The organism is Fretibacterium sp. OH1220_COT-178, from assembly GCF_003860125.1.
In the GTDB taxonomy this organism is placed as follows: domain Bacteria; phylum Synergistota; class Synergistia; order Synergistales; family Aminobacteriaceae; genus CAJPSE01.
In genome coordinates this window covers 113770-134705 of record NZ_RQYL01000004.1, presented here as the reverse complement: position 1 = coordinate 134705, position 20936 = coordinate 113770, and the positions used below count along the sequence as shown (strand labels likewise).

Annotated in this window: 16 protein-coding genes and 1 tRNA gene; 12 read left to right on the top strand and 5 right to left on the bottom strand. The window is 61.2% G+C overall.

The window, feature by feature from the left end:
• Positions 1–93: 93 nt before the first annotated feature.
• Positions 94–1383 carry a nickel-dependent lactate racemase gene (larA, locus tag EII26_RS02945; protein WP_124887646.1) on the bottom strand — a complete coding sequence of 430 codons (1290 nt, stop codon included), beginning with the start codon at positions 1381–1383 and terminating at the stop codon, positions 94–96.
• A gap of 475 nt (positions 1384–1858) precedes the next feature.
• On the opposite strand from larA, the gene pgsA reads away from it, so the two are divergent.
• The 3 genes from pgsA to EII26_RS02930 all read left to right on the top strand — a co-directional run bounded on the left by pgsA (position 1859) and on the right by EII26_RS02930 (position 3440).
• Positions 1859–2434: a CDP-diacylglycerol--glycerol-3-phosphate 3-phosphatidyltransferase gene (pgsA, locus tag EII26_RS02940; protein WP_342447296.1), complete on the top strand. Its 576-nt coding sequence runs from the start codon at positions 1859–1861 to the stop codon at positions 2432–2434.
• A gap of 107 nt (positions 2435–2541) precedes the next feature.
• Complete coding sequence (locus EII26_RS02935; protein ID WP_124887645.1) at positions 2542–3168, top strand: manganese efflux pump MntP; 627 nt, start codon at positions 2542–2544, stop codon at positions 3166–3168.
• Positions 3169–3179: 11 nt separating this feature from the next.
• Positions 3180–3440 (top strand): GIY-YIG nuclease family protein, encoded by a 261-nt coding sequence (locus EII26_RS02930; protein WP_233572567.1) that lies wholly within the window; start codon positions 3180–3182, stop codon positions 3438–3440.
• On the opposite strand, the gene EII26_RS02925 is transcribed toward EII26_RS02930, so the two are convergent.
• Positions 3434–5227, bottom strand: coding sequence for a polysaccharide biosynthesis protein (locus tag EII26_RS02925; RefSeq protein ID WP_158612120.1), 1794 nt, complete (start codon positions 5225–5227; stop codon positions 3434–3436). The genes EII26_RS02930 and EII26_RS02925 overlap by 7 nt on opposite strands.
• Before the next feature lie 84 nt (positions 5228–5311).
• A complete protein-coding gene (locus tag EII26_RS02920) occupies positions 5312–5743 on the bottom strand; it encodes a hypothetical protein (protein ID WP_124887642.1) in 432 nt (143 codons plus the stop codon).
• 207 nt (positions 5744–5950) lie between these two features.
• Here EII26_RS02920 and tig point away from each other — a divergent pair, with 207 nt between their 5' ends.
• The 5 genes from tig (at position 5951) to yihA (ending at position 12597) form a co-directional block, all read left to right on the top strand.
• On the top strand, positions 5951–7309 hold the full coding sequence (tig, locus tag EII26_RS02915) for a trigger factor (RefSeq protein WP_124887641.1): 1359 nt from the start codon (positions 5951–5953) through the stop codon (positions 7307–7309).
• Positions 7310–7319: 10 nt separating this feature from the next.
• Positions 7320–7904: an ATP-dependent Clp endopeptidase proteolytic subunit ClpP gene (gene clpP, locus EII26_RS02910; protein WP_124887640.1), complete on the top strand. Its 585-nt coding sequence runs from the start codon at positions 7320–7322 to the stop codon at positions 7902–7904.
• 397 nt (positions 7905–8301) lie between these two features.
• Positions 8302–9606, top strand: a complete 1305-nt coding sequence (gene clpX, locus EII26_RS02905; protein ID WP_124887639.1) for an ATP-dependent Clp protease ATP-binding subunit ClpX — start codon at positions 8302–8304, stop codon at positions 9604–9606.
• Position 9607: 1 nt separating this feature from the next.
• Positions 9608–11980 (top strand): endopeptidase La, encoded by a 2373-nt coding sequence (lon, locus tag EII26_RS02900; protein ID WP_199735034.1) that lies wholly within the window; start codon positions 9608–9610, stop codon positions 11978–11980.
• Positions 11980–12597 (top strand): ribosome biogenesis GTP-binding protein YihA/YsxC, encoded by a 618-nt coding sequence (gene yihA / locus EII26_RS02895; RefSeq protein ID WP_124887638.1) that lies wholly within the window; start codon positions 11980–11982, stop codon positions 12595–12597. Before lon ends, yihA begins: the two co-directional genes overlap by 1 nt.
• Before the next feature lie 66 nt (positions 12598–12663).
• On the opposite strand, the gene EII26_RS02890 is transcribed toward yihA, so the two are convergent.
• Positions 12664–12739 (bottom strand) — tRNA-Arg (locus tag EII26_RS02890).
• Between the two features lie 155 nt (positions 12740–12894).
• On the opposite strand from EII26_RS02890, the gene EII26_RS02885 reads away from it, so the two are divergent.
• Positions 12895–13584, top strand: a complete 690-nt coding sequence (locus tag EII26_RS02885) for a response regulator (RefSeq protein ID WP_158612119.1) — start codon at positions 12895–12897, stop codon at positions 13582–13584.
• A 78-nt stretch (positions 13585–13662) separates the two neighbouring features.
• Here the strand turns inward: EII26_RS02885 and EII26_RS02880 are convergent, their stop codons facing one another.
• On the bottom strand, positions 13663–16311 hold the full coding sequence (locus EII26_RS02880) for a valine--tRNA ligase (RefSeq protein WP_124887636.1): 2649 nt from the start codon (positions 16309–16311) through the stop codon (positions 13663–13665).
• Positions 16312–16638: 327 nt separating this feature from the next.
• On the opposite strand from EII26_RS02880, the gene EII26_RS02875 reads away from it, so the two are divergent.
• From EII26_RS02875 to aspS, 3 genes are all read left to right on the top strand, one after another.
• The gene (locus tag EII26_RS02875) at positions 16639–17820 is read left to right on the top strand and encodes a sodium ion-translocating decarboxylase subunit beta (RefSeq protein ID WP_124887635.1); all 1182 of its coding nucleotides are present in this window, start codon (positions 16639–16641) and stop codon (positions 17818–17820) included.
• A gap of 234 nt (positions 17821–18054) precedes the next feature.
• Positions 18055–19035, top strand: coding sequence for an AIR synthase related protein (locus EII26_RS02870; RefSeq protein WP_124887634.1), 981 nt, complete (start codon positions 18055–18057; stop codon positions 19033–19035).
• A gap of 26 nt (positions 19036–19061) precedes the next feature.
• Positions 19062–20897 (top strand): aspartate--tRNA ligase, encoded by a 1836-nt coding sequence (gene aspS, locus EII26_RS02865; protein WP_233572566.1) that lies wholly within the window; start codon positions 19062–19064, stop codon positions 20895–20897.
• The last annotated feature ends 39 nt before the right edge of the window (positions 20898–20936 follow it).

Here is a 20936-nt window from a genome sequence, read left to right as displayed (position 1 = left end):
AGCCGCAGCGTGCGGATGGTCTCGAGAGTACCTGGCTGGGGGATTGGAGCGCCCGACAATATCCAATCGTTGGGCGCTCCGTTAGAGGTGTTTTTATTGTCCCGGCAGCTTGGGCAGAGTGTTGGCCCCCTGGGGCATCAGCCATGTTTTCAGGGACCTGCCGTGCTTGGCATGGATCTTCTCCATGGCCTCCTCCACCGTCCTGGAGGCGATGACCCCTGTGCCCTCCAGCAGAGCGGGGTCCATCTTCGTCACGAGGTGGAAGTCGAACTTCTCCGCCGCCTCCCCGGTGCAGAACCCGACGTGCTTGGCGATGGTGAACTCGCGCCGCAGTTCGGCCTCTCTTGCGCCGTTGTCCCTGAAGTCGAGGAGCATCGTTTGGACCTCGGCATTTCCGTAGCCCTCGGTGCAGGCGCTGAGGATCAGCATGGAGCCTCCGGGCTTCAGGGCCTCCTGAGCGTTGAAAAAGGTCTTGGAGGTCTGGTAGAAGTTGATGTCCTTAGGGTATCCGCAGGCGGAGGCCACCACCAGGTCGGCCTTCTCGGGGATCTCGACGGCATCGACGCTGTCCACGATCTCCATGCCTTTCCTGTAGGCTTCCTTCCAGTCGCCGGCGACCGCCCAACCGATCTTGCCCGACGCGTTCATGACGACGTTCAGGAGAAAACTGGGGTTCAGCTTTTCGACCGCCTCCACCATATCCATATGAATCAGGTTCCCGTCGATATTGCCGGTCCGGCAGACCGGATTGCGTCCCTTTCCGGGGATGGGGTCGAGCGCCAGGGCATGGTTGGCCATGACGGTCTCGTAGGCCGCGATGCCGGGAAGGATGCCCTTCTTGCCCCCGCCCCAGCCGGCCATGAAGTGATAGACGACGCCTCCGGTGACGATCACGTGGTCGCTGTCTGCAGCACGCTTGTTGAAGCGGACGGGCGTGCCCCGGCTCGTGACGCCGAAGTCGGCCATCGCGTCGCTCCGGCTGTCGTGGTCGTAGATCTTGCAGCGGCGGTACAGGTCCTCGCCGAGGATGGCCTTGTGCTCCTCCGGGCTCTGATTGCGGTGCGTCCCCGTCCCCGAAAGAAAGAAAATGTCCTCGTCCGGCACGCCGATGGCGTTGAGCTCCTCCACCAGAATGGGAAGATAGACGCTGGGGTGCTGCCACAGCCGGGTGACGTCGCAGGTGACGATGCAGACCTTCTCCCCCGGCTTGACGATGTCCTCGAGTCTGGGACTGCCGATCGGATTGGCCAGCGCCTCCCGGACGGCTTCTTCTTCCGAGGGGGCGCAGGGGACTTCACGGCTCCGCAGGACGCCCAGCAGATCGGAGTCCGGGATGTCCACCTCCAGAACCTCTCTGTCGAACTTCATCTTGTGTTTTCCCATATCGATCGCTCCTCCCGATAAAAAATCGGGAAGGGGGAACCTCGTACGGATTCGCCCTCCCCTTGAATTTCAGCCGCCGTTTGAGGCATGCCGGTTAAATCAAAAAGGACACGATCCGCGCCGTCCTTCCCCCGGAGACGGAATAGCCATCGTACCTATGATTGCTGCCGCAGGCATGAAAATGCGCGAACCGCCCATTTGGAACTCCGCTCCCTCTAATAAACTGAACGCCTTCAAAAAAGATGAACAACTGCTTCTCGATTGAGAATTGAGGGCTATGATATCAACCGGGACTTCCCTTGTCAAACGAAGCCTGTGACCGATTGGATCGTTGGAACAATCTTCGCAGGAATTTTTTCGTCTGAAGGCGGGGAAGGAGGTTTTCTCCGTTTTTTGAGCTATAATTTTGAACCACCGGGCTGACGTCCGAATATCTGTGGTCTGCGCGAGCGAACCTTGGAGGTGTGATCCAATTTTGAGTGCGAAGGCTCTGAACTTGCCCAACATGCTCAGCTTGGTCCGCGTCTTTCTGGCCCCTCTCGTACTGCTGTTTCTCTCGTTAAAAATCAGCGGGGCCGTTCCTTTTCTGGGCTTCCTCGAGGACGATCCTCCTGCCTGGGGGGACATTCTGGCCGGGGCGGTGTTCGTCGTCGCGGCGTTGACGGACTCGCTTGATGGGTACATCGCGCGCAAGCATCGTCTGGTCACGACCCTCGGCAAATTTATCGATCCACTTGCGGACAAGGTGCTGGTCATCGCGGCGATGATCGCTCTGGTCGAGCTCCACCGCATTCCGGCCTGGATCGTACTGGTCATCATCACCCGCGAGTTCGTCGTGACGGGGCTGCGGCTGGTCGCGGCGGCGGAGGGGGTCGTTATTGCGGCTTCCAAGGGAGGGAAGCTGAAGACGGTCTTTCAGATCCTGGCCCTCACGATGCTGATCCTGAAGATCCCGGGCGGCATGGTCCTGATGTGGATCGCCATGATCCTGACGGTCTGGTCGGGGATGGAATACCTTATCGGTGGAAGCAAGATTCTGATGGAGCAATAAAAGAACGATAAGACAATCGGTCTGTGGGGGGACCTTTGGGGCGCCGCTTTTTGTCGTCTTTCGGCGCCCCCTTTGTTTGGCGTTCGAGAAATCGGGGGGGCGATGGAATGGATTGGGAGTCCGCCATCTCGGGAGTTTCCTTAGCCATGGATGCTTTCGCGGTATCCGTTTGCATGGGGGCCTGCATTTTCGACCGGCTCCGAAGGGTTTCCCTTCGGATGGGGATTGCCTGCGGGCTGTTTCAGTTTCTCATGCCTCTTGGGGGATGGACGATGGGGGGATGGTCCGCAAGGCTGATGACATCGCTCGATCATTGGCTGGCCTTCGGACTTTTGGCCGTGGTCGGAGGGGGGATGGTCCGCAGCTCCTTTCGCCCCCCGGAACCCTGCGGTGAGGATGCAGCGGCCTCCCTGGGCGCGCTCTTTTCTCTGGCGCTGGCGACCTCGGTCGATGCTTTTGTCGTGGGGGCGGGCTTTGCCCTTGTGGACAAGCCTGTTCTTCCCCTGGCCCTTCTGGCAGGAGGGGTCACCGCCCTGGCCTGCGTGGCCGGAATTCACTTCGGTCGTCTGGTCGGGTGCCGATTCGGCAAGCGTGTGGAACTGCTTGGCGGCACCCTGTTGATCCTCATCGGGCTGAATATCCTGATCACCCACCTCCTGGACCATGGAGGGCTGGAATGGCTGCGGGAGACGGCGACAAAAAATCCTCCCGCCGTCCGGCAGGGGCAGGTCTGAGGACAACTCTTTTGCCCTGCTTCGTCTACATCGTCCGCTGCAGGGACGGCTCCCTTTATACGGGATGGACCACGGATCTGGAAGGGCGCGTGCGCAGCCACAATACGGGAACGGGGGCGCGCTACACCTGTTCGCGCCGTCCCGTCGTCCTGGTCTACAGTGAGGAATGTTCCAGCCGTGAGGAAGCCATGAGCCGAGAGTGGAGGCTCAAGAGGCTGAGGCGGGCGGAGAAGCTGCGATTGATCGAGTCCCTGGAAAAGCCCCTTCAGTGATCCCTCCGGGAGGAGGGAATGTATTCCGGAACCAGCTCGCAAAGCAGGGAAAGGGCGAGTTCAGGATGGGCGATGCCTCGCTCCAGCCGGGAGTCCAGATCCTCCGACTCTTGGCTTTCCCGCAAATGGGCGGAGAAGACCTTGGGATGGGGGGTCGGGTGGACCGAGGACGGATCGTAGAAAAGCTCCTCCTCGAGTTTTTCCCCCGGCCTGATTCCGGTGAAGACGATCGGAATGTCCCGATAGGGCTCGTAGCCGTGAAGACGGATCAGGAGCTCCGCCATCTCGGTGATGACGACGGGCTCTCCCATGTCCAGGACGAAGAGCTCTCCGCCCCTGCTGATGTCCCCCGCCTGCAGAACCAGGCTCACGGCCTCCGGGATCAGCATGAAATAGCGCTTCATACGGGGCGCCGTGACGGTCACGGGGCCTCCGGCCGCGATCTGGCGTTCGAACTTCGGAATGACGCTTCCGCGGCTTCCCAGGACGTTGCCGAACCGCACCGCCATGTAGGCCGTCCCCGGATGGAGCCTCTGCTCCCGCTCCAGAATCTTCTCCGCCAGACGTTTGCTGGCCCCCATGACACTCGAGGGGTTGACGGCCTTGTCCGTCGAGATCAGGACCATGCGTTCGGCGCCCTCCCGGCCGGCGGCCCTGGCAACGGTGCGCGTCCCGAGCCCGTTGACCCGCATGGCCTCCCGGGGCGAGCTCTCCATGAGGGGGACATGTTTGTGTGCCGCGGCATGAAAGACCACGTGAGGCCTCCATCGACGAAAAACGTCCCCGATCGCAATTTCGTCGGCGACGTCCGCAATGATCGGGTGCAGCGGAAGGAAGGGGGCGCTCCTCTGCATTTCCTCGAGCAGAAGGTAGATGGACTGTTCCCCGTGCCCGAGGAGCAGGACTTCCTTGGGGGCGTTGCGGACGACCTGCCGAACGATTTCGCTGCCGATGGATCCGCCCGCTCCCGTGACCAGGACGCTGCGCCCGTGGATGTAGTGCAGGGTCTCCTTCAGGTTCATCGTCACGGGATCCCGGCCCAAAAGGTCCTCCAATTTGACGTTGCGAAGCCGGGTGAAGGAGATGAGACCTCCTGCGAGCTCCCCCAGGGTGGGGAGAATGCGGACCTCGACGCCTAAAGGCGCGAGCCGGTTGTAGAGGGAACGAATCTTTCGTCCGTGCGCCGACGGGATCGCGATCAGGACGACCTTGGCCGCTCGGTCGCGGATGATCTCGGGCAGCTGTTCGGTGGATCCCGCGACCTCCAGCCCGTCGACCGTTTTGCCGATCTTCTGGGGATCGTCATCCACGAAGGCTACGGGGACAAGGTTACCTGGGTTTCTGTTGAGATCCCGGGCCAGCAGGATGCCCGCCTCGCCCGCTCCCACGATGAGGGCCCTTTGCCGGATGGCTTGAGCCGGAGTCGGTTCGTGCAGCAGCCTCCAGGAGACCCGCAGGGCGCTGCAGAGAACGAATGCCGAGAAGAACATGATTGCCAGCGAGGTTCGCGGAAGCAGGGCGAAGCGCCAGACGGTCTGCGCGAGAAAAAAGAGCAGAGCGGCCAGAAGGTAGAGCCTCGCGAAGCGAAGATAGTCCTCCAATCCCGCTTGGAGCCACATCACCCTGTACTGTCCTCCCAGGGCGAAGACGAACAACGTGCAGCTCGAGAAGGCAAGTGCGGCTCGGGCGCAGTCGACGACATAATGGTCCGGGATGAAAAGGGTCAGGCGTATGGAGTACCCGAGATACGTGGCGAGCGAGACGAGAAGCGCATCGAACAAAGCCACCAGATATGCGCGGCTCGCGGCTTGCCTCCAAAGTCTTACCAGCGCCAGGCCAAAGCGGGACATTGGGAACAACGCAAGGTAGGGTTAGAGAATGAGTTTTTTTCCGCCCTGAGGGTTTCCGCCCATGCGGTCCAGCTGGTTCAGTACCGCTGCGGACGCCACGTCGATCTTCGGCTTCTGCTGCTTTGCCATGGCCTCCTGGAGCCGTTTGTCGTACTCCTCGATGGACCTGCGGATCGCCTCCACATCGCCCTTGACCCACAGCATCAGAGTATCGGCGGCGGCTTTGAGAGATTCTTCCTCGGGCATTTTCTCCAGCATCCCGAGCTCCTTGAGAATGCGATGCTCCTCACGAACCGACTCAAGGGCGTCGGCCTCGGAGAAGAGTCCCTTCTTGTAAAGAATGCGGAACATGATATTGAAGCGGCTCTTCTGATTTTCGGAATCCATCGCGAGGCCGTCAACGCGGGCCAGCAGCATGGACAACAGCTCGTCCAATCCTATTTGCATAGGCATGATCTACTTCCTCCTTGATTTTGAGTGGCTGACGAAACGACCGACAGACGGTCCTCGAAAAACCGGACGAGCTTCATTCTAGCATAGAGACCCGGAAAAGGAGGCTTCAAAAAGGCGGATATTCCCTGAAAAAGCCGAGTGTTATGGGGCCGGGCCCGATTTTTTGGTATAATACGCCCGTTCGACAGGTCGAAAGGAGTATGAGAGATGAAGACGGAGTTGTTGGGGCAGGAGAAGAATATCGTCAGGGTCAAGGTGGAGTTCGAGGCTGCCGAATTCTCCAAGGGCCTTGCCGAGGCGCTTGGAGAGATTTCCCGGGAGACGGCCATACCGGGTTTTCGCAAGGGACACGCCCCGCGCCGAGTGATCGAGATGCGCGTAGGACGCCAATCCCTTTACAACGAGGCCCTCGAGAAGATTCTCCCCGGGGCGTTGCAGCAGGTCGTCGAGGACTACGCCCTGGACACGATCTCCGATCCTTCCATAAATGTGAGCGACATCCAGGAGGGGGCTCCCGTGGTCTGCGAACTTGCCTTCGAGGTCATGCCGGAGACGGAGCTGCCCGCTCTCGAAGAGATAGAAGTGGAGAGGTTGAACGCCAAGGTCACGGACGAGATGCTGAACGACTTGGTCCGCAGCGTCATGCATGGTCATTCCCGGCTGGAGCCGGTGGAGCGCCCGGCGGAGGAGGGGGACGTCGTTACCGTCGACTTCACGACCCGTATTCTGGACGATGAGCCGCTCAAGGAGAGCGACCCCCAGAAGAGCGATATCGACCTTGCGGACGAGGTCGTGCGCGGAGAGGTGCGTTCGGCGTTGCTCGGCAAGGCCGCAGGCGAGTCCACGGAGACGGAATTCGACGTGGAACCCGAGTATCAGGATCCCTCGGTGGCCGGTAAGCGCGTCCATTACTCGATGACCGTGGAGTCCGTCAGAAAACGTGTTTTTCCTGAACTGGACGTGGCGTTTTACAAGAAGCTTTTTGGAGAGGATACGGAGATCGCTACGGAAGAGGCCTTCCGCGCGCGGCTCTACGACAATATCTTGGAACGCTTGAAGGTCGAAAACGAGGCCCATGCCGTCGATCGTGCGGTAAGCGAGGTCTCCAGACGGTCGGTCGTGGATGTCCCGGACAGCATGGTGGAACGTCAGGTTCAGGTGCTCAGAAAACGGGATGATGAAGAGGCAAAACGACGCTTCGGCAAGGATTTCAAGGAAGTTCTCGGCCTGACGGGCGAGGGGGAGGGCGCTTATGAGGACCTTCTTCGGACCAAGGCCGCCGAGATGGTGCGTCATACCCTCGTCCTGGATGCCATCGGCAAGGCGCGCGACGTCGAGGTCTCCAAGGACGATTTCGAGTCGGAGGTGGACCGCCGTTCGGCCCTCTACGGCATTGACCGAAACAGGATTCTGGGGCTTCTGTACAAGGACAGAAACTTGATGATGCAGGTCTTGGACGACATCCGTTACGGAAAGATCAGAAAGTTGCTCATGAGCCTCATCAAGGTCCGGGATGTGGACGAGTTGTCCGCTCCTCCGGCGGAGAGCGGCTCCGGCGAAGAATAGGAGCATCCGAATGGGTTATTTCATTCCTTACGTCATCGAGCAGACGGGGCGGGGAGAGCGGAGTTACGATATCTACAGCCGCCTGCTCAAAGATCGCATCGTCTTCCTGGGGACCGAGGTGGAGGACGGGGTGGCGAATGCGATCGTCGCACAGCTGCTTTTTCTGGAGAGCGAGGATCCCGAGAAGGACATCCACCTCTACATCAACAGTCCCGGGGGCAGCGTGTCCGCAGGGCTGGCCATATACGATACGATGCAGTACATCAAAAGTCCGGTGTCGACGATCTGTGTGGGGCTGGCCGCCAGCATGGCTGCCGTTTTGCTCGCCGGCGGAGCTAAGGGGAAGCGCCTCGCGTTGCCGAACGCCGAGATGATGATCCATCAGCCCTCCGGAGGAACCCGTGGGCAGGTCAGCGACATTGAGATTCACGCGCGAAACATACTGAAAACCCGGGAGCGTTTGAACCGCATATTGGCCGCCCATACGGGGCAGCCCGTGGAGCGCATCGCCCAAGACACGGACCGGGACAATTTTATGACTGCGGAGGAGGCCCTGAAGTACGGGTTGATCGACCGAGTCATCGACGCGAGATAGTCGCCGCGGTTCCGACCTCGATTCCTCACGCGTCCGGGCCGTTCGCGGTCGACGGGCTGTGAGCGGGTACGGTGCAGGGCGTTCGGGCCGAGCAGGTTTCTGCGACTGCGCCGTTGGATTTTGAGGTCTCCTCAGTTTTTCGTCGGGCCGACAAGGGGGCACGTCGGACCGAGGGGTTGCGCGTCCGACGGCGGGCGAAAGAGAAATCGAGTGAGGCGCTTGGAGGTCTTTGGGGAGCCGATCTTCTGCTTGAACGAACGGTCTTTACCGAATCCATTACGGAAAGTTTTAAGGGGATGCGGCATGCCGTCCCCTTAACGTGTTTCTTGATACAGGGCCCTTTACGGGATGGTTTCCGCGAGGCGGACCCCCGTTTCTTTGTGGAGGTTGTTGGGCATTGAAGAGGATCAACAGAAACGAAACCGAACAAAAGAGCGTCCATTGTTCGTTTTGCGGCAAACCTCAGGACGAGGTCTATCGTCTGATTGCCGGTCCGGGCGTTTGGATTTGCAACGAGTGCGTGGAGCTCTGCAATATCATCTTGGCGGATGAAAAGGGCGAGGCGGCGGAGCAGACGAAAGCTCCCCCTTCTCCGCGCTTGAAGGAGTCCCCTGCGGAGCTTGTCCCCATCAAACCCCGCGAGCTGAAGGATTTCCTGGATCAGTTCGTCGTGGGGCAGTCGTTGGCCAAGCGGGTGGTGTCCGTTGCGGTCTACAATCATTACCAGAGGGTGCGCAACAACATCGAGCTGCGCAACGAGGAGATCGACCTTCAGAAGAGCAACGTCCTGCTGCTGGGCCCCACGGGGTCCGGCAAGACCCTGATTGCCCAGACTCTGGCTCGTAAGCTGAACGTCCCTTTCGCGATCGCGGACGCGACGACCCTGACCGAGGCCGGTTATGTGGGGGAGGATGTCGAGAACATTCTTGTGCGTCTGCTTCAGGCCGCGGACTACGACCTTCCCTCCGCCGAGAGAGGGATCATCTATCTGGACGAGATCGACAAGATTGCGCGAAAATCGGAGTCCGCTTCGATAACCCGGGACGTCTCCGGCGAGGGGGTCCAGCAGGCTTTGCTCAAGATCCTCGAGGGGACCGTCGCAAACATTCCCCCCAAGGGCGGACGCAAGCACCCTCACCAGGACTTCATTCAGATCAACACGGAGAACATTCTTTTCATCTGTGGAGGGGCCTTCGAGGGGATCGAGAGCATCGTGGCCAGGCGGGAGCTTCACCGATCCCTGGGGTTCGGGGGCGAGCTCTCCGTGCGCGGATCGGAGAGGCGTTACGATATCGTGCGCAAGATCCAGCCCGAGGATCTCATGGCCTTTGGGTTCATCCCCGAACTGGTGGGCCGCATTCCGGTCCTGGTGGCCCTGGAGGAGCTCGACGAGGCCGCCTTCATCCGCATACTCCAGGAACCCCGCAACGCTTTGGTAAAACAGTACCAGAAGATCCTTTCCATGGAGGGGGTTCATCTGGACTTTACGCCCGAAGCTCTTGCGCGCATCGCCGAACTTGCCGTCAAGAAGAAGACGGGGGCGCGCGGGCTTCGTTCCATTATGGAGAACCTGATGCTGGATGTCCTCTACGAGCTGCCCTCGATGGAGGACAAGTCGGACATCCTGTCGATTACGGCGGACTTCGTCGACCGAAAGATTTCTCTCGAAAACCTCCTTCACGAGACCAAGGAGGTCGCCTGAGGTGGCGGCAAGGATTGCGGTCGTGGCCTCGCAGGAGACCCCTCCCCCGGAGGAGAGGGTCTGTCCCGTACTTCCCGTTCGGGATATGGTCCTGTTCCCGGGGATCATCATGCCGCTTTTCGTGGGGCGTCCCCGCTCCCTCAGGGCCATGGAATCCGCGCTTCTCCAGGACAAGAAGATCTTTGTCGTCGCCCAGAAGGACAACGAGACGGAGGACCCCGAAAGCGACGATCTCTACAGGGTGGGGACGCTCTGCAACGTCCTCCAGGTGGTGCGCGTTCCCGATGGGACGACCAAGGTCCTGGTCGAGGGCGTGTCGCGGATGCGGGTGGAGGAGTACCTCCTCGACAAGGAGTTCCTGACGGCTCACGTGTTCCCCATGGCGTGGGACCAGCCGGATTCCTCAAGCCTGGAGCCTTGGCGGAGGCGGGTCCTGAGCAGCTTCGAGCACTACAACACGCTTCAGCCCCGCATTCCTGGCGAGGTGATGGCATCGATCTCCGAACTGGGCGACTTGGGACAGCTCATCAACTTGGTCGGATCGCACATATCCGTTAAAATAGAGGAGCGGCAGGCGCTGCTCGAGATTCAGGATGTGGAATCCGCCCTTGCCTTTCTTCTGCGTCTTCTGACGGAGGAGATCGACATCCTGGAGCTGGAGCACGACATTCAGAATCGTGTCCGTTCCGTCGTGGACAAGCATCAGAAGGAATATTATCTTCGAGAACAGCTGCGTATCATCCAGAACGAGCTCGGTCAGGGGCAGGGCGAGGAGGAGGAGCAGCTCCGCTATGCGGAGAGGATAGAAGCCTCGCGGATGAGCGACGAGGCTCGCGACAAGGCCAAGCGGGAGCTGTCCCGTCTTTCCAAGATGTCGCCGATCTCCCCCGAAGCCGCGGTTATCCGAAGCTATCTCGATTGGCTTCTGGATCTGCCTTGGGGCCTCAGAACCGAGGAAAACGAGAACATCGCCCGGGCCGAGAGGCGCCTCGATCGAGATCATTATGGTCTCCATAAGGCCAAGGACCGCATTCTGGAATTTTTGGCCGTCCGGCGGCACGCCGGGACGAACATGAGGGGACAGATCATATGTTTCGTCGGCCCTCCCGGAGTCGGAAAGACCTCTCTGGGCCGTTCCATCGCGGACTCGCTGAACCGGCGCTTCGTCAACGTCTCCCTCGGTGGGGTCCGGGACGAGGCGGAGATCAGGGGACACCGTCGGACCTACATCGGTTCGCTGCCGGGTCGGATCGTTCAGAAGCTGGCTCGGGCCGGCAGTTGCAATCCCGTCGTGCTTCTCGACGAGATCGACAAGCTGGGGAACGATTTTCGGGGCGATCCCGCCTCCGCGCTCCTGGAGGTCCTGGATCCGCAGCAGAACGCCACGTTCACCGACCACTACCTCGAGGTCCCCTTCGACCTGAGCGAGGTGCTCTTCATCACTACGGCCAACGTCACCCATACGATTCCCAAGCCTCTTTTGGACCGTATGGAACTGATCCCTCTTCCGGGATACCTCGCCGAGGAGAAAGTGCAGATCGCCCTGCGCTACCTCCTTCCGCGTATTTTGAAGGAGCATGGGCTGAAGCGCTCCGACATAAAGATCTCGGCCTCCGTGATCAAGAAGGTGATCGCCTCCTACACGCGGGAGGCCGGGGTGCGCGGCCTGGACCGCGCCTTGTCGACCATCGTGCGCAAGATCACCCGACGTCTCGTCGAGGCGGCGGACAAGTCCGAGGCCCCGATCCTTCCGGTCGCGGTCAAGGTGAACGATCTCAAGGAATACCTGGGCCCCAAAAAACTCTACGACCTTTCCGTCCCCAAGGATTTCGAGACGGGCAACGTCGTCGGTCTGGCCTGGACGGAGGCGGGGGGCGACGTCCTTCTCATCGAGGTCGTGACGATGAAGGGCAAGGGGGAACTGGTCCTGACGGGCCACCTGGGCGAGGTGATGCAGGAATCCGCGCGGGCGGCCGTGAGTTACCTCCGCTCCGAAAGCGATGCCCTCGGGATTGGGGCGTTCGATTGGAAGTCCGTGGACATCCACATCCATGTTCCGGAGGGGGCGGTGCCGAAGGATGGCCCCTCGGCCGGAATCACGATGGCGACGGCGATCCTGTCCGCGGTCAGCGGCCGTCGGGTACGCCCGGGCATCGCCATGACGGGGGAGATCTCCCTCAGGGGGAAGGTCCTTCCCGTCGGAGGAATCCGCGAGAAAATTCTGGCGGCCCGGCGCCATGGGATCCATCATATCGTCCTGCCCTCGGCCAACCGGGTGGACGTCGAGGAGATCTCCAGGGACTATACCGAGGGGATGCGTTTCGATTACGCCGAGGACGTCATGACCGTCTTCGGAAAAGGGCTGGAGGACTGATGCGCTGGAGGGCCTCGCTCGAGGCGACCTGTTTCGCGTCCTCTCAGTTGCCGCCCGAGGCGGCACCGGAGATCGCCATCGCCGGACGCTCCAACGTCGGAAAGTCGACGCTGATCAACACGCTGCTGGGGACGCGGCTGGCCCACGTGGGGGCGACTCCGGGCAAGACGCGCAGCATCAACTTCTACTCCGTCCAGTGCTCCGTTCCCTTTCGGCTTGTCGACCTCCCCGGATACGGCTACGCTTCCCGCAGCAAGACGGAGAGGAGCGAATGGTCGCGGCTCATAGCGTCCTACGTCGAACGCCGGAGGACGCTGTGCCTGATCTGTCACCTCGTGGACTTTCGGCACGGGTTGCTGGGGAACGACCGCGCGCTCCAGGAATGGCTGGGCGACTGCGGCAAAGCGATCCTGGTGGTCTTCACAAAGGCGGACAAGATCGCCAGGGGACGGCATCGGACGATGCTGCAACACTATGTGAAAGAGGGGCTTCGCTCCATAGACGTTCCCATCGTCACCTCGGGGGAGAATCGGGCGGGAATCGAGGAGCTGCAAGCCTTCATTGAACGTTTTCTGAGCGACTCGGCAACCGGAGCCCAAGGGCATCCGGATCATTGACCGTATGAAGTTGCTCCTTTGCCCGACTGGGAGGAAACGAAAGAATTCAAAAATGGGAGGAAGATTTGGCGCGCCTGGGGCGATTCGAACGCCCGGCCTACGGCTCCGGAGGCCGTCACTCTATCCACTGAGCTACAGGCGCGCATGGAACTTGAGCACCGGAACACTATACCACATTTTCTCAAAAAAAGAAGGTGCGATGGCGGCCTTGTTCGGAGAAATTCTCATCCTTCCGGCTCTCGAGTCCGCGGCCCGCTTGTCTTCACGGCCGACATCTTTGCTGAAGGAGGGCTTATAGTGATCCAGATTGTTCTGGCGGACGACCACAAGCTCTTTCGTGACGGTCTGCGTAAAATCCTGGAACTGGAACCCGAGGTCAAGGTCGTGGGCGAGGCCTCCAACGGAGAGGAGGCACTTCAGCTGCTCCGCGAACACAATCCCGACATCGTTCTTTTCGATATCAATATGCCCAAGATGGATGGGGTCCAGCTGGCCCGCGAGATCAACAGCCTCAAATTGAAGGTCGTCCCCATCGCCGTGAGCGCTTATGACGACGAGGATTGCCTGGCGACCCTCTCGGCCGAGGGGGTGATGGGGTTCGTCCTGAAGTCCTCCGGCCGTGTGGAGCTGATCGCGGCGATTCGTGCCGCGTATCGAAGGGAGCCTTACGTCGATCCGCGGGTGGCGGGAAAGTTGATGACCAGCTTCGCCAAGCGCAAGAGCGAAAGCGACCTGCTGGCGGAGCTCTCTCCCAGGGAAAAGGTGGTGCTCTACTGGCTGGCCCAGGGCTACAGCAACCTCGAGGTGGCCGAGAAAACCGTGCTTTCCGAGAAGACGGTGAAGAACCACGTCAGTCACATGCTCAAGAAACTGGAGCTTCGAGACCGCACCCAGGCGGCGGTCATGGCCTGGAAGGTCGGCTTTGCCCAGATGAGCCCCGAGACCATGGAACAAGTATCCGGGGGCGGAAACAACCCCGAGGCATGAGACGAGGACGCGGAGCCTGTGGAAAAAACACGGGCCCCGCGTCCTCGTCTTGTGCTTCGAATCTTGTGCCCGCCGGGGTCAGCGGCTGAGGCTCTCCAGATTTTCCTTCAGCCGGGCGATCTGTGCCGTACCCTCCGCGACACGGTTACGCTCCTTCTCCACGACTTCCTGCGGGGCCCTGGCCACGAAATCGGGTTTGTTCAACCGGTCCCGGCTCGCATTCACGGTCTTCTCTATCGAGGCGACCTCCTGAGTCAGCCGGGCAATCTCAGCCGTTACGTCCAAGACATCCCCTACGGGCAGGCTGACCTCGGCGGAGGCGACGACGGAGGAGAGCGAGGCCGCGGGGCGCGGAGCGGACATCGGAAGGATCGCGATCTCCCGGATGCGGCACAATCCGGCAATCTGCTGCAGGGCCCCCTCGAGGGTATCCCTCAGTTCGGCGTCGTCCATCCGGATGGTCGCATGGTTCATCCATTGTTGGGGGGCAACCCGCGCCTCGGCCCTCAGGTTGCGCAGGACGCGTACCGTCTCCTGGACGTTGCGCATGGCCTCCGCGACCTCGAATCGGAACTCCTCCCTGGGCTTGGGCCATGCCGTGCGCATGACGGAGGTCCCGCCGTAGCCGAAGGCGGACCACAGCTCCTCCGTCACGAAGGGAATAAAGGGGTGAAGGAGAAGCAGGGTCGTGTGGAAAACCTCCTCGAGGGTGCCCTGAACCGCCTTTTTGCGGGTCTCCCCTTCGTCGCCCCTGAGGGCCGGCTTGGCCATCTCCAGATACCAGTCGCAGACGTCACCCCAGAGGAAGTCGTACAGGGCCCGGGCGGCGGATCCGATGTCGTAGGCGTCGATCAGGCCGGTGATCCGCTCCGTCATCTCCTGAGTGCGGTCCAGAATCCAGCGGTCCTGAAGCCGCAACTGTGCGGGGTCGATGGCCTGGCGCTCGTCGTCGAGGTTCATGAGGGCGAATCGCGCCGCGTTCCAGAGCTTGTTCATAAAGAGTCGATAGGTCTCGATCCTGCCGGACGAGAGCAGGATGTCGCGCCCCTGGGTGGAGAGCGCCGCGAGGGCCATGCGCAGCGCGTCGGCGCCGTATTTGTCGATCATGTCCAGCGGGTCGATCACGTTCCCCTTGGATTTGCTCATCTTCTGTCCGTGTTCGTCCCGAATCAGCGAGTGGATGTAGACGTCCCGGAACGGCACCTCGTCCATGAATTCGAGTCCCATCATGATCATGCGGGCGACCCAGAAGAAGATGATGTCGAATCCCGTGACCATCAGGGAAGTCGGGTAATAATATTTCAGCTCCGGGGTCTCGTCCGGCCACCCCATCGTGGAAAAGGGCCAGAGCGCGCTGCTGAACCAGGTGTCCAGTACGTCCTCGTCCTGAAGAATATCGGGCGCCCCGCACCGCTCACAGGCCGTCGGGTCCTCCTCCGCGACGGTGATGTGCCCGCACTCGGAACAGGTCCATGCCGGGATGCGATGTCCCCACCAGAGCTGGCGCGAGATGCACCAGTCGCGGATGTTTTCCATCCATTGAAAATAGGTCCTCTCCCACTGCTCGGGAATCCAGGCGATGCGTCCGTCCTTTACGGCCTGAACGCCTCGGTCGGCCAAGGGCTTTACGCGGACGAACCACTGTTCGGAGAGATACGGCTCCACGGTCGTGCTGCACCGTTGGCAATGCCCGACGGAGTGCGAGATCTCCTCGGAGCGCACCAACAGGCCCTGAGCCTCCAGGTCCTCCGCCGCGGCCTTGCGGGCCTTCTCGATCGTCATCCCCTGATACTTTCCGGCGTTCTCGTTCATGATCCCCTCGGAATCGATGACCTGCAGCTGCGGCAGGTCGTGCCGAAGCCCGACCAGAAAGTCGTTGGGGTCGTGTGCCGGGGTGATCTTCACGCAACCGGTTCCGAACTCGGGATCCACCATGTTGTCCTCGATGATGGGAATTTCGCGGTCCGTCAGCGGCACACGCACCCTCTTGCCGATCAGATCGCGGTACTGTTCCGACCGCGGGTGGACGGCTATGGCCACGTCGCCGATAATCGTCTCCGGACGGGTGGTGGCCACGACGATCTCCCCCGAGCCATCCACGAACGGATAGCGCACATAATAGAAGCTCCCCGGCCTCTCCTCGTATTCCACCTCGAGATCGGAGAGGGCCGTATGGCAGCGCGGACACCAGTTGATGATGTACTTGCCCCTGTAGATCAGGTCCTTTTTATAGAGCCGCACGAACACGGAGCGGACCGCACGGGACAGACCTTCGTCGAAGGTGAAGCGTTCCCTCCGCCAGTCGCAGGAGTTGCCCAATCGCTTCATCTGGGTGATGATGCGATCCCCATAGACCTTTTTCCACTCCCAGACCCTCTCCACGAAGGCCTCGCGCCCCAGGTCGTGACGGCTCAGCCCCTGGGCGGCGAGGCTTTTCTCGACGACGTTCTGGGTTGCGATGCCCGCGTGGTCCGTGCCCGGAAGCCAGAGGACGTTGAACCCCTGCATGCGTTTCGTCCGGCAGAGGATATCTTGAAAGGTATTGTTGAAGGCGTGTCCCATGTGGAGGGAGCCCGTGACGTTGGGGGGCGGAATGACGATGGAGAACGCCGGACGGGAGGGATCGACCTCCGCGTCGAACAATCCCTCCTGCATCCAGGACTCGTACCACCTCTCCTCCATCGTGTCGGGCGAATAGCCCTTGGGCAACTCCCTGTTTCTCTTCATCTTCAGAACACCCCGTCCTTGCAGAATTGAATATCTCGTACCCGCACTCGAACGAAACCGACAAATCACGTTATTTTAGCACACGGAACGGCCAATGGGGCGGAATTCACGCAGAGGACGAGCCGAGGGGCAATACCTTTTCGGCTCGTGTGGCATTCTTCTCGTTTCCCGAGGGGGCGGCGTGCTTATTTGGGCTTTTTGTGTTATGTTATCCCAAGTTGTCTTTTTGAAGGCCAAATCGAACTCGAAGGGTTCGAACTTGTCCCGTTTCGACGGGACGACGCCCCCGTCGCTGGCCGGGGGGATTTTGGGAGGGATAGCGCAGTCATGGAAGTGTATCTCACAGCCTTACGCGACCTGGTGAACAACTCGGGATTCTCCGTTTTGTTCTCGTCCATGGGGACCGGCAACGTGGTCATGCTGATCGTCGCCCTGGTTCTCCTCTACATGGCCATCGGCAAGGGATTCGAACCCCTGTTGCTGGTGCCCATTGCCTTCGGATGTCTCCTGGTCAATCTGCCCCTGTCCGGAATCATGTCCGACGCCGAGGGGGCGGTGGGGTTTCTGCGCTACGTCTACTTTGGAGCCCAGCATGAAATCTATCCCATCATCATCTTTTTGGGTATAGGAGCTTTGACGGATTTCGGACCGCTCCTCGCCAATCCCACGACCTTCCTTCTTGGGGCGGCGGCCCAGTTCGGCGTTTTCATAGCCTTTATCAGCGCCAACTGGGTGGGGCCCATCGCGGCCCAGTTCGGCCTCGATATAGGCTTCAACATCAGACAGGCCGCCAGCATCGCGATCATCGGCGGGGCCGACGGCCCCACCAGCATCTATCTGACGATGAAGCTGGGGCAGCAGGCGATCCTGGGGGCCATTGCGGTGGCCGCTTACAGCTACATGTCCCTGGTTCCGCTGATCCAGCCCCCCATAATCAAACTGCTGACCTCCAAGAAGGACCGGGCCATCCGAATGGGGCAGCTCCGTCCCGTCAGCAAGCGAGAGAAAATCCTCTTCCCCATCATCTGCACCATCGTGGCGGGGCTGATCCTCCCGGCCTCCGTCCCTCTGGTGGGCATGCTGATGTTCGGCAATCTCCTGCGGGAGTGCGGGGCGACCGATCGGCTGAGCCTGGCCGCCCAGAACGAGATCCTCAACATCACCACGATATTCCTGGGGCTGGCCGTCGGGTCGACGATGGAGGCCCAATATTTCCTCCAGGCCCGTACGCTGGTCATCATCCTGCTTGGGCTGGTGGCCTTCATCTTCAGCACCGCCGGCGGCGTGCTTTGCGGCCAGCTCATGAAGGTGCTCACGGGCGGGCGGATCAATCCCATGATCGGCTCGGCGGGGGTGTCCGCAGTCCCCATGGCGGCCCGCGTGGTTCAACGCGTGGCGCAGGCCGAAAATCCGGGCAATTATCTCCTGATGCACGCCATGGGGCCCAACGTGGCTGGGGTCATCGGCACGGCCGTCGCCGCGGGAGTCATGCTGACGCTTTTGTCCTGACGATCGAACGGCGCTTTTCGCGGCCCGCGGCCGCGTGGACGGCAAACGGGGAGCCCTCCGCCCTGGGCGGAAGGGGTCCCCGTCTTATCCTGTATGCCCGAAGCCGGGCTTCGGCGATTTCTGGATGCGTGTCGTCTTGTCGGGTGTTAAAATGCTTGAACGAGAGAGCGGCCTGCAGTTTTCCGTCCGGGTGTGAAGACGGTGTGCGATTTGTGGCTTAGGAGGAAGGGTGCCATGCTGGAAAGCGAGAAGACGATCGTGGGAAAATTGCCGCCCGACCTGCTTTTGCAGGGGGTGCTGCGCTACTCCGGCGCGCCACGCCCCGACGTCCCAGTCGGCGGCGGTCTGGGGGAGGATGCGGCGGTGATCCAGTGGTCAGACGCTCCCTATCTCGTCGCGGCGTCGGATCCCGTGGTGGGAGCCACCGTCGGTGCGGGACGCCTTTTGGTGCACATCAATGCCAACGATGTCGCCTGCAAGGGGGCGGACCCCGCTTGGTTGATCGTTACGCTCATCGTTCCCTCAAACGAGGGGTTGCCCTTGATTGAGCGCATCATGGCTGAGGTGCACGAGACCTGCGCGGATATGGGCATTGCCGTTGTCGGAGGGCACACGGAACTGACGGACCGCTACGACAGGCCGGTCATCGTGGGGACCATGCTGGGTCCCTCGCGTCGTATCCTGAGTGCCGATCGGATCGAGGAGGGAGATCTCGTCCTGGTGACCGGGCACGCCGGACTGGAGGGGATGTCCATCCTGGCCCATGACAGGCCGGATCTTTTGTCTTGCCTCGAGCCCTCCGAGTTGGAGGAGGTGCGGTCCTGGCAGGGGGACCTGTCGGTCGTCCGGGAGGCCCGCCTGCTTCGGGACTTCGCGCGCTATCTGCACGATCCGACCGAGGGAGGCTTGGAGGGGGGCTTGCTGGAGATACGCAATGCCTGCGGGCTCGGCATCGCGCTGGACTTTGACGCGATCCCGGTTTCGCCCCTCACGCGCCGGGCTGCCACCGCAATCGGCTTCGATCCCCTGCACCTGATTTCCTCGGGGATGTTGGTGGCGGCCCTGCCGCCCGATGGCGCGGAGGAAGCCCGAGCCTGCCTCGCCCATGAAGGCATCGATTCAAAAATTATAGGACGTTTTGTGGAACCTCGGGGGGCCTGTCGGACGGATATGCACGAGGAGCTCTGGGGGATACTGGCCCGGGAACGGGCATAAGATGAGGACGGAGGCGGCTCGATCGTATGTTGTTTTCCAATGAGAAGGAGCTGGAGGGAATGCGGACGGATTTTTTCGATAAATCCTGGCAGCGGTCTTCGCGGTGCGGGGATTTCGGGGCGGTCGAGATCGGCAGTTCGGTAAGGGCCAACGGCTGGGTTCGCCGCCGCCGTGATTTGGGAGGCATCATCTTTTTGGAACTCTGGGATTACAGCGGCTCCGTTCAGGTGGTCTTCGATCCCGAAGCGGGGGATGTCCACGCGCGCGCGGGGGACCTCAGGAGTGAATATTGCATCGCCGTGAAGGGCCGGCTTCGCACTCGGCCCGAGGGGACCGAGAATCCCTCCCTCAAGACGGGGCGTGTGGAGATCGTGGCGGAGGACTTCCTGCTTCTGTCCTCCGCCGCGCCTCTGCCCTTCGAGGTCGGGGAGGGGACCGACAAGGTCGACGAGAACCTGCGCCTGACCTATCGCTACCTGGATCTCCGCCGCGAGAGGATGCAGCACAACCTCCGCGTCCGCAGCCGAATGAATGCCTTCACCCATAGATACCTGGACGAGCGTGGCTTCATGGAGGTCGAGACCCCCATGCTCACGAAGGCGACTCCGGAGGGGGCGCGGGACTACCTGGTCCCGAGCCGGATCACTCCGGGAGCGTTCTATGCGCTTCCCCAATCCCCTCAGCTCTTCAAACAGATTCTGATGATCGGCGGTTGCGACCGCTACTATCAGATCGCCAGGTGTTTCCGGGACGAGGATCTGCGGGCCGACCGACAGCCGGAGTTCACGCAGGTCGACATCGAGATGAGCTACGTCGTCGAGGACGATGTGATGGAGCTCATCGAGGGCTACATGAAAGGACTCTTCAAGGAAATTCTCGGGGTCGACATCCCCGTCCCCTTCGACCGCATGACCTATTGGGACGCCATGGACCTCTACGGCAGCGACAAGCCCGACCTCCGCATCCCGCTGCAACTCTGCGACGTGGGAACGGTGTTCGCGGAATCCTCCTTCGAGCCCTTCCGCGCCCTTATCGCGAAGGGGGGCGTGGTGCGCGCCCTGGCGCTTCCCGGCGGAGCCTCCCTGTCTCGCAAGGAGCTCGCCGACCTGGAGGAGAGGGCCAAGAAGTTCGGGGCCTCCGGCTTGGCGGCGTTTCAGCTCAGGGAGGGGACGTTCAAAGGGCCCCTGGTCAAGTTTCTCTCCGAGTCGGAACTGGCTCGCCTGAGGGTGCTTGCCGGGTTGAACGATGGCGATGCCCTGTTTGTGGTGGCCGATGCCGACCGCGCCAAGGCCTGTACGATCCTGGGCGTTCTGCGCCTGGACCTGGGCAAATCCCGGGGATTGCTGGACGATAAGGCCTGGAGATTCCTTTGGGTTACGCGTTTCCCGCTTTTCGAGTGGAGCGAGGAGGAGAAGCGCTGGACAGCCATGCACCACCCCTTCACCTCCCCCGTGCTGGAGGAGCTCGACCTCATGGAGTCCGATCCCGGTCGTGCCCTGGCCCGTGCCTACGATTGCGTGCTCAACGGCAACGAGGTGGGCGGCGGCTCCATCCGCATTCACGATCCGCACGTACAATCCAGGGCCTTCCAGTGTCTGGGGATATCGCCGGAGGAGGCGAAGCGGCGCTTCGGCTTCTTTTTGGAGGCGCTTTCCTACGGGACTCCCCCCCACGGAGGCATCGCCCTGGGGATGGACCGGCTGGCGACCCTGCTCTGCGGCGGGCAGTCCATCCGGGAGGTTATGCCCTTCCCGAAGACGCAAAAGGCCCAGTGTCTCCTCTCCAAGGCCCCGGACTCCGTCGAGGAGGCGCGGCTGGAGGAGCTGCGGATACAGGTGGTTTCGGACGAGGATGAGGATTAGCGCCGAGCCGATCGTCCTTGTTGCATTTTTTTGAGGGGG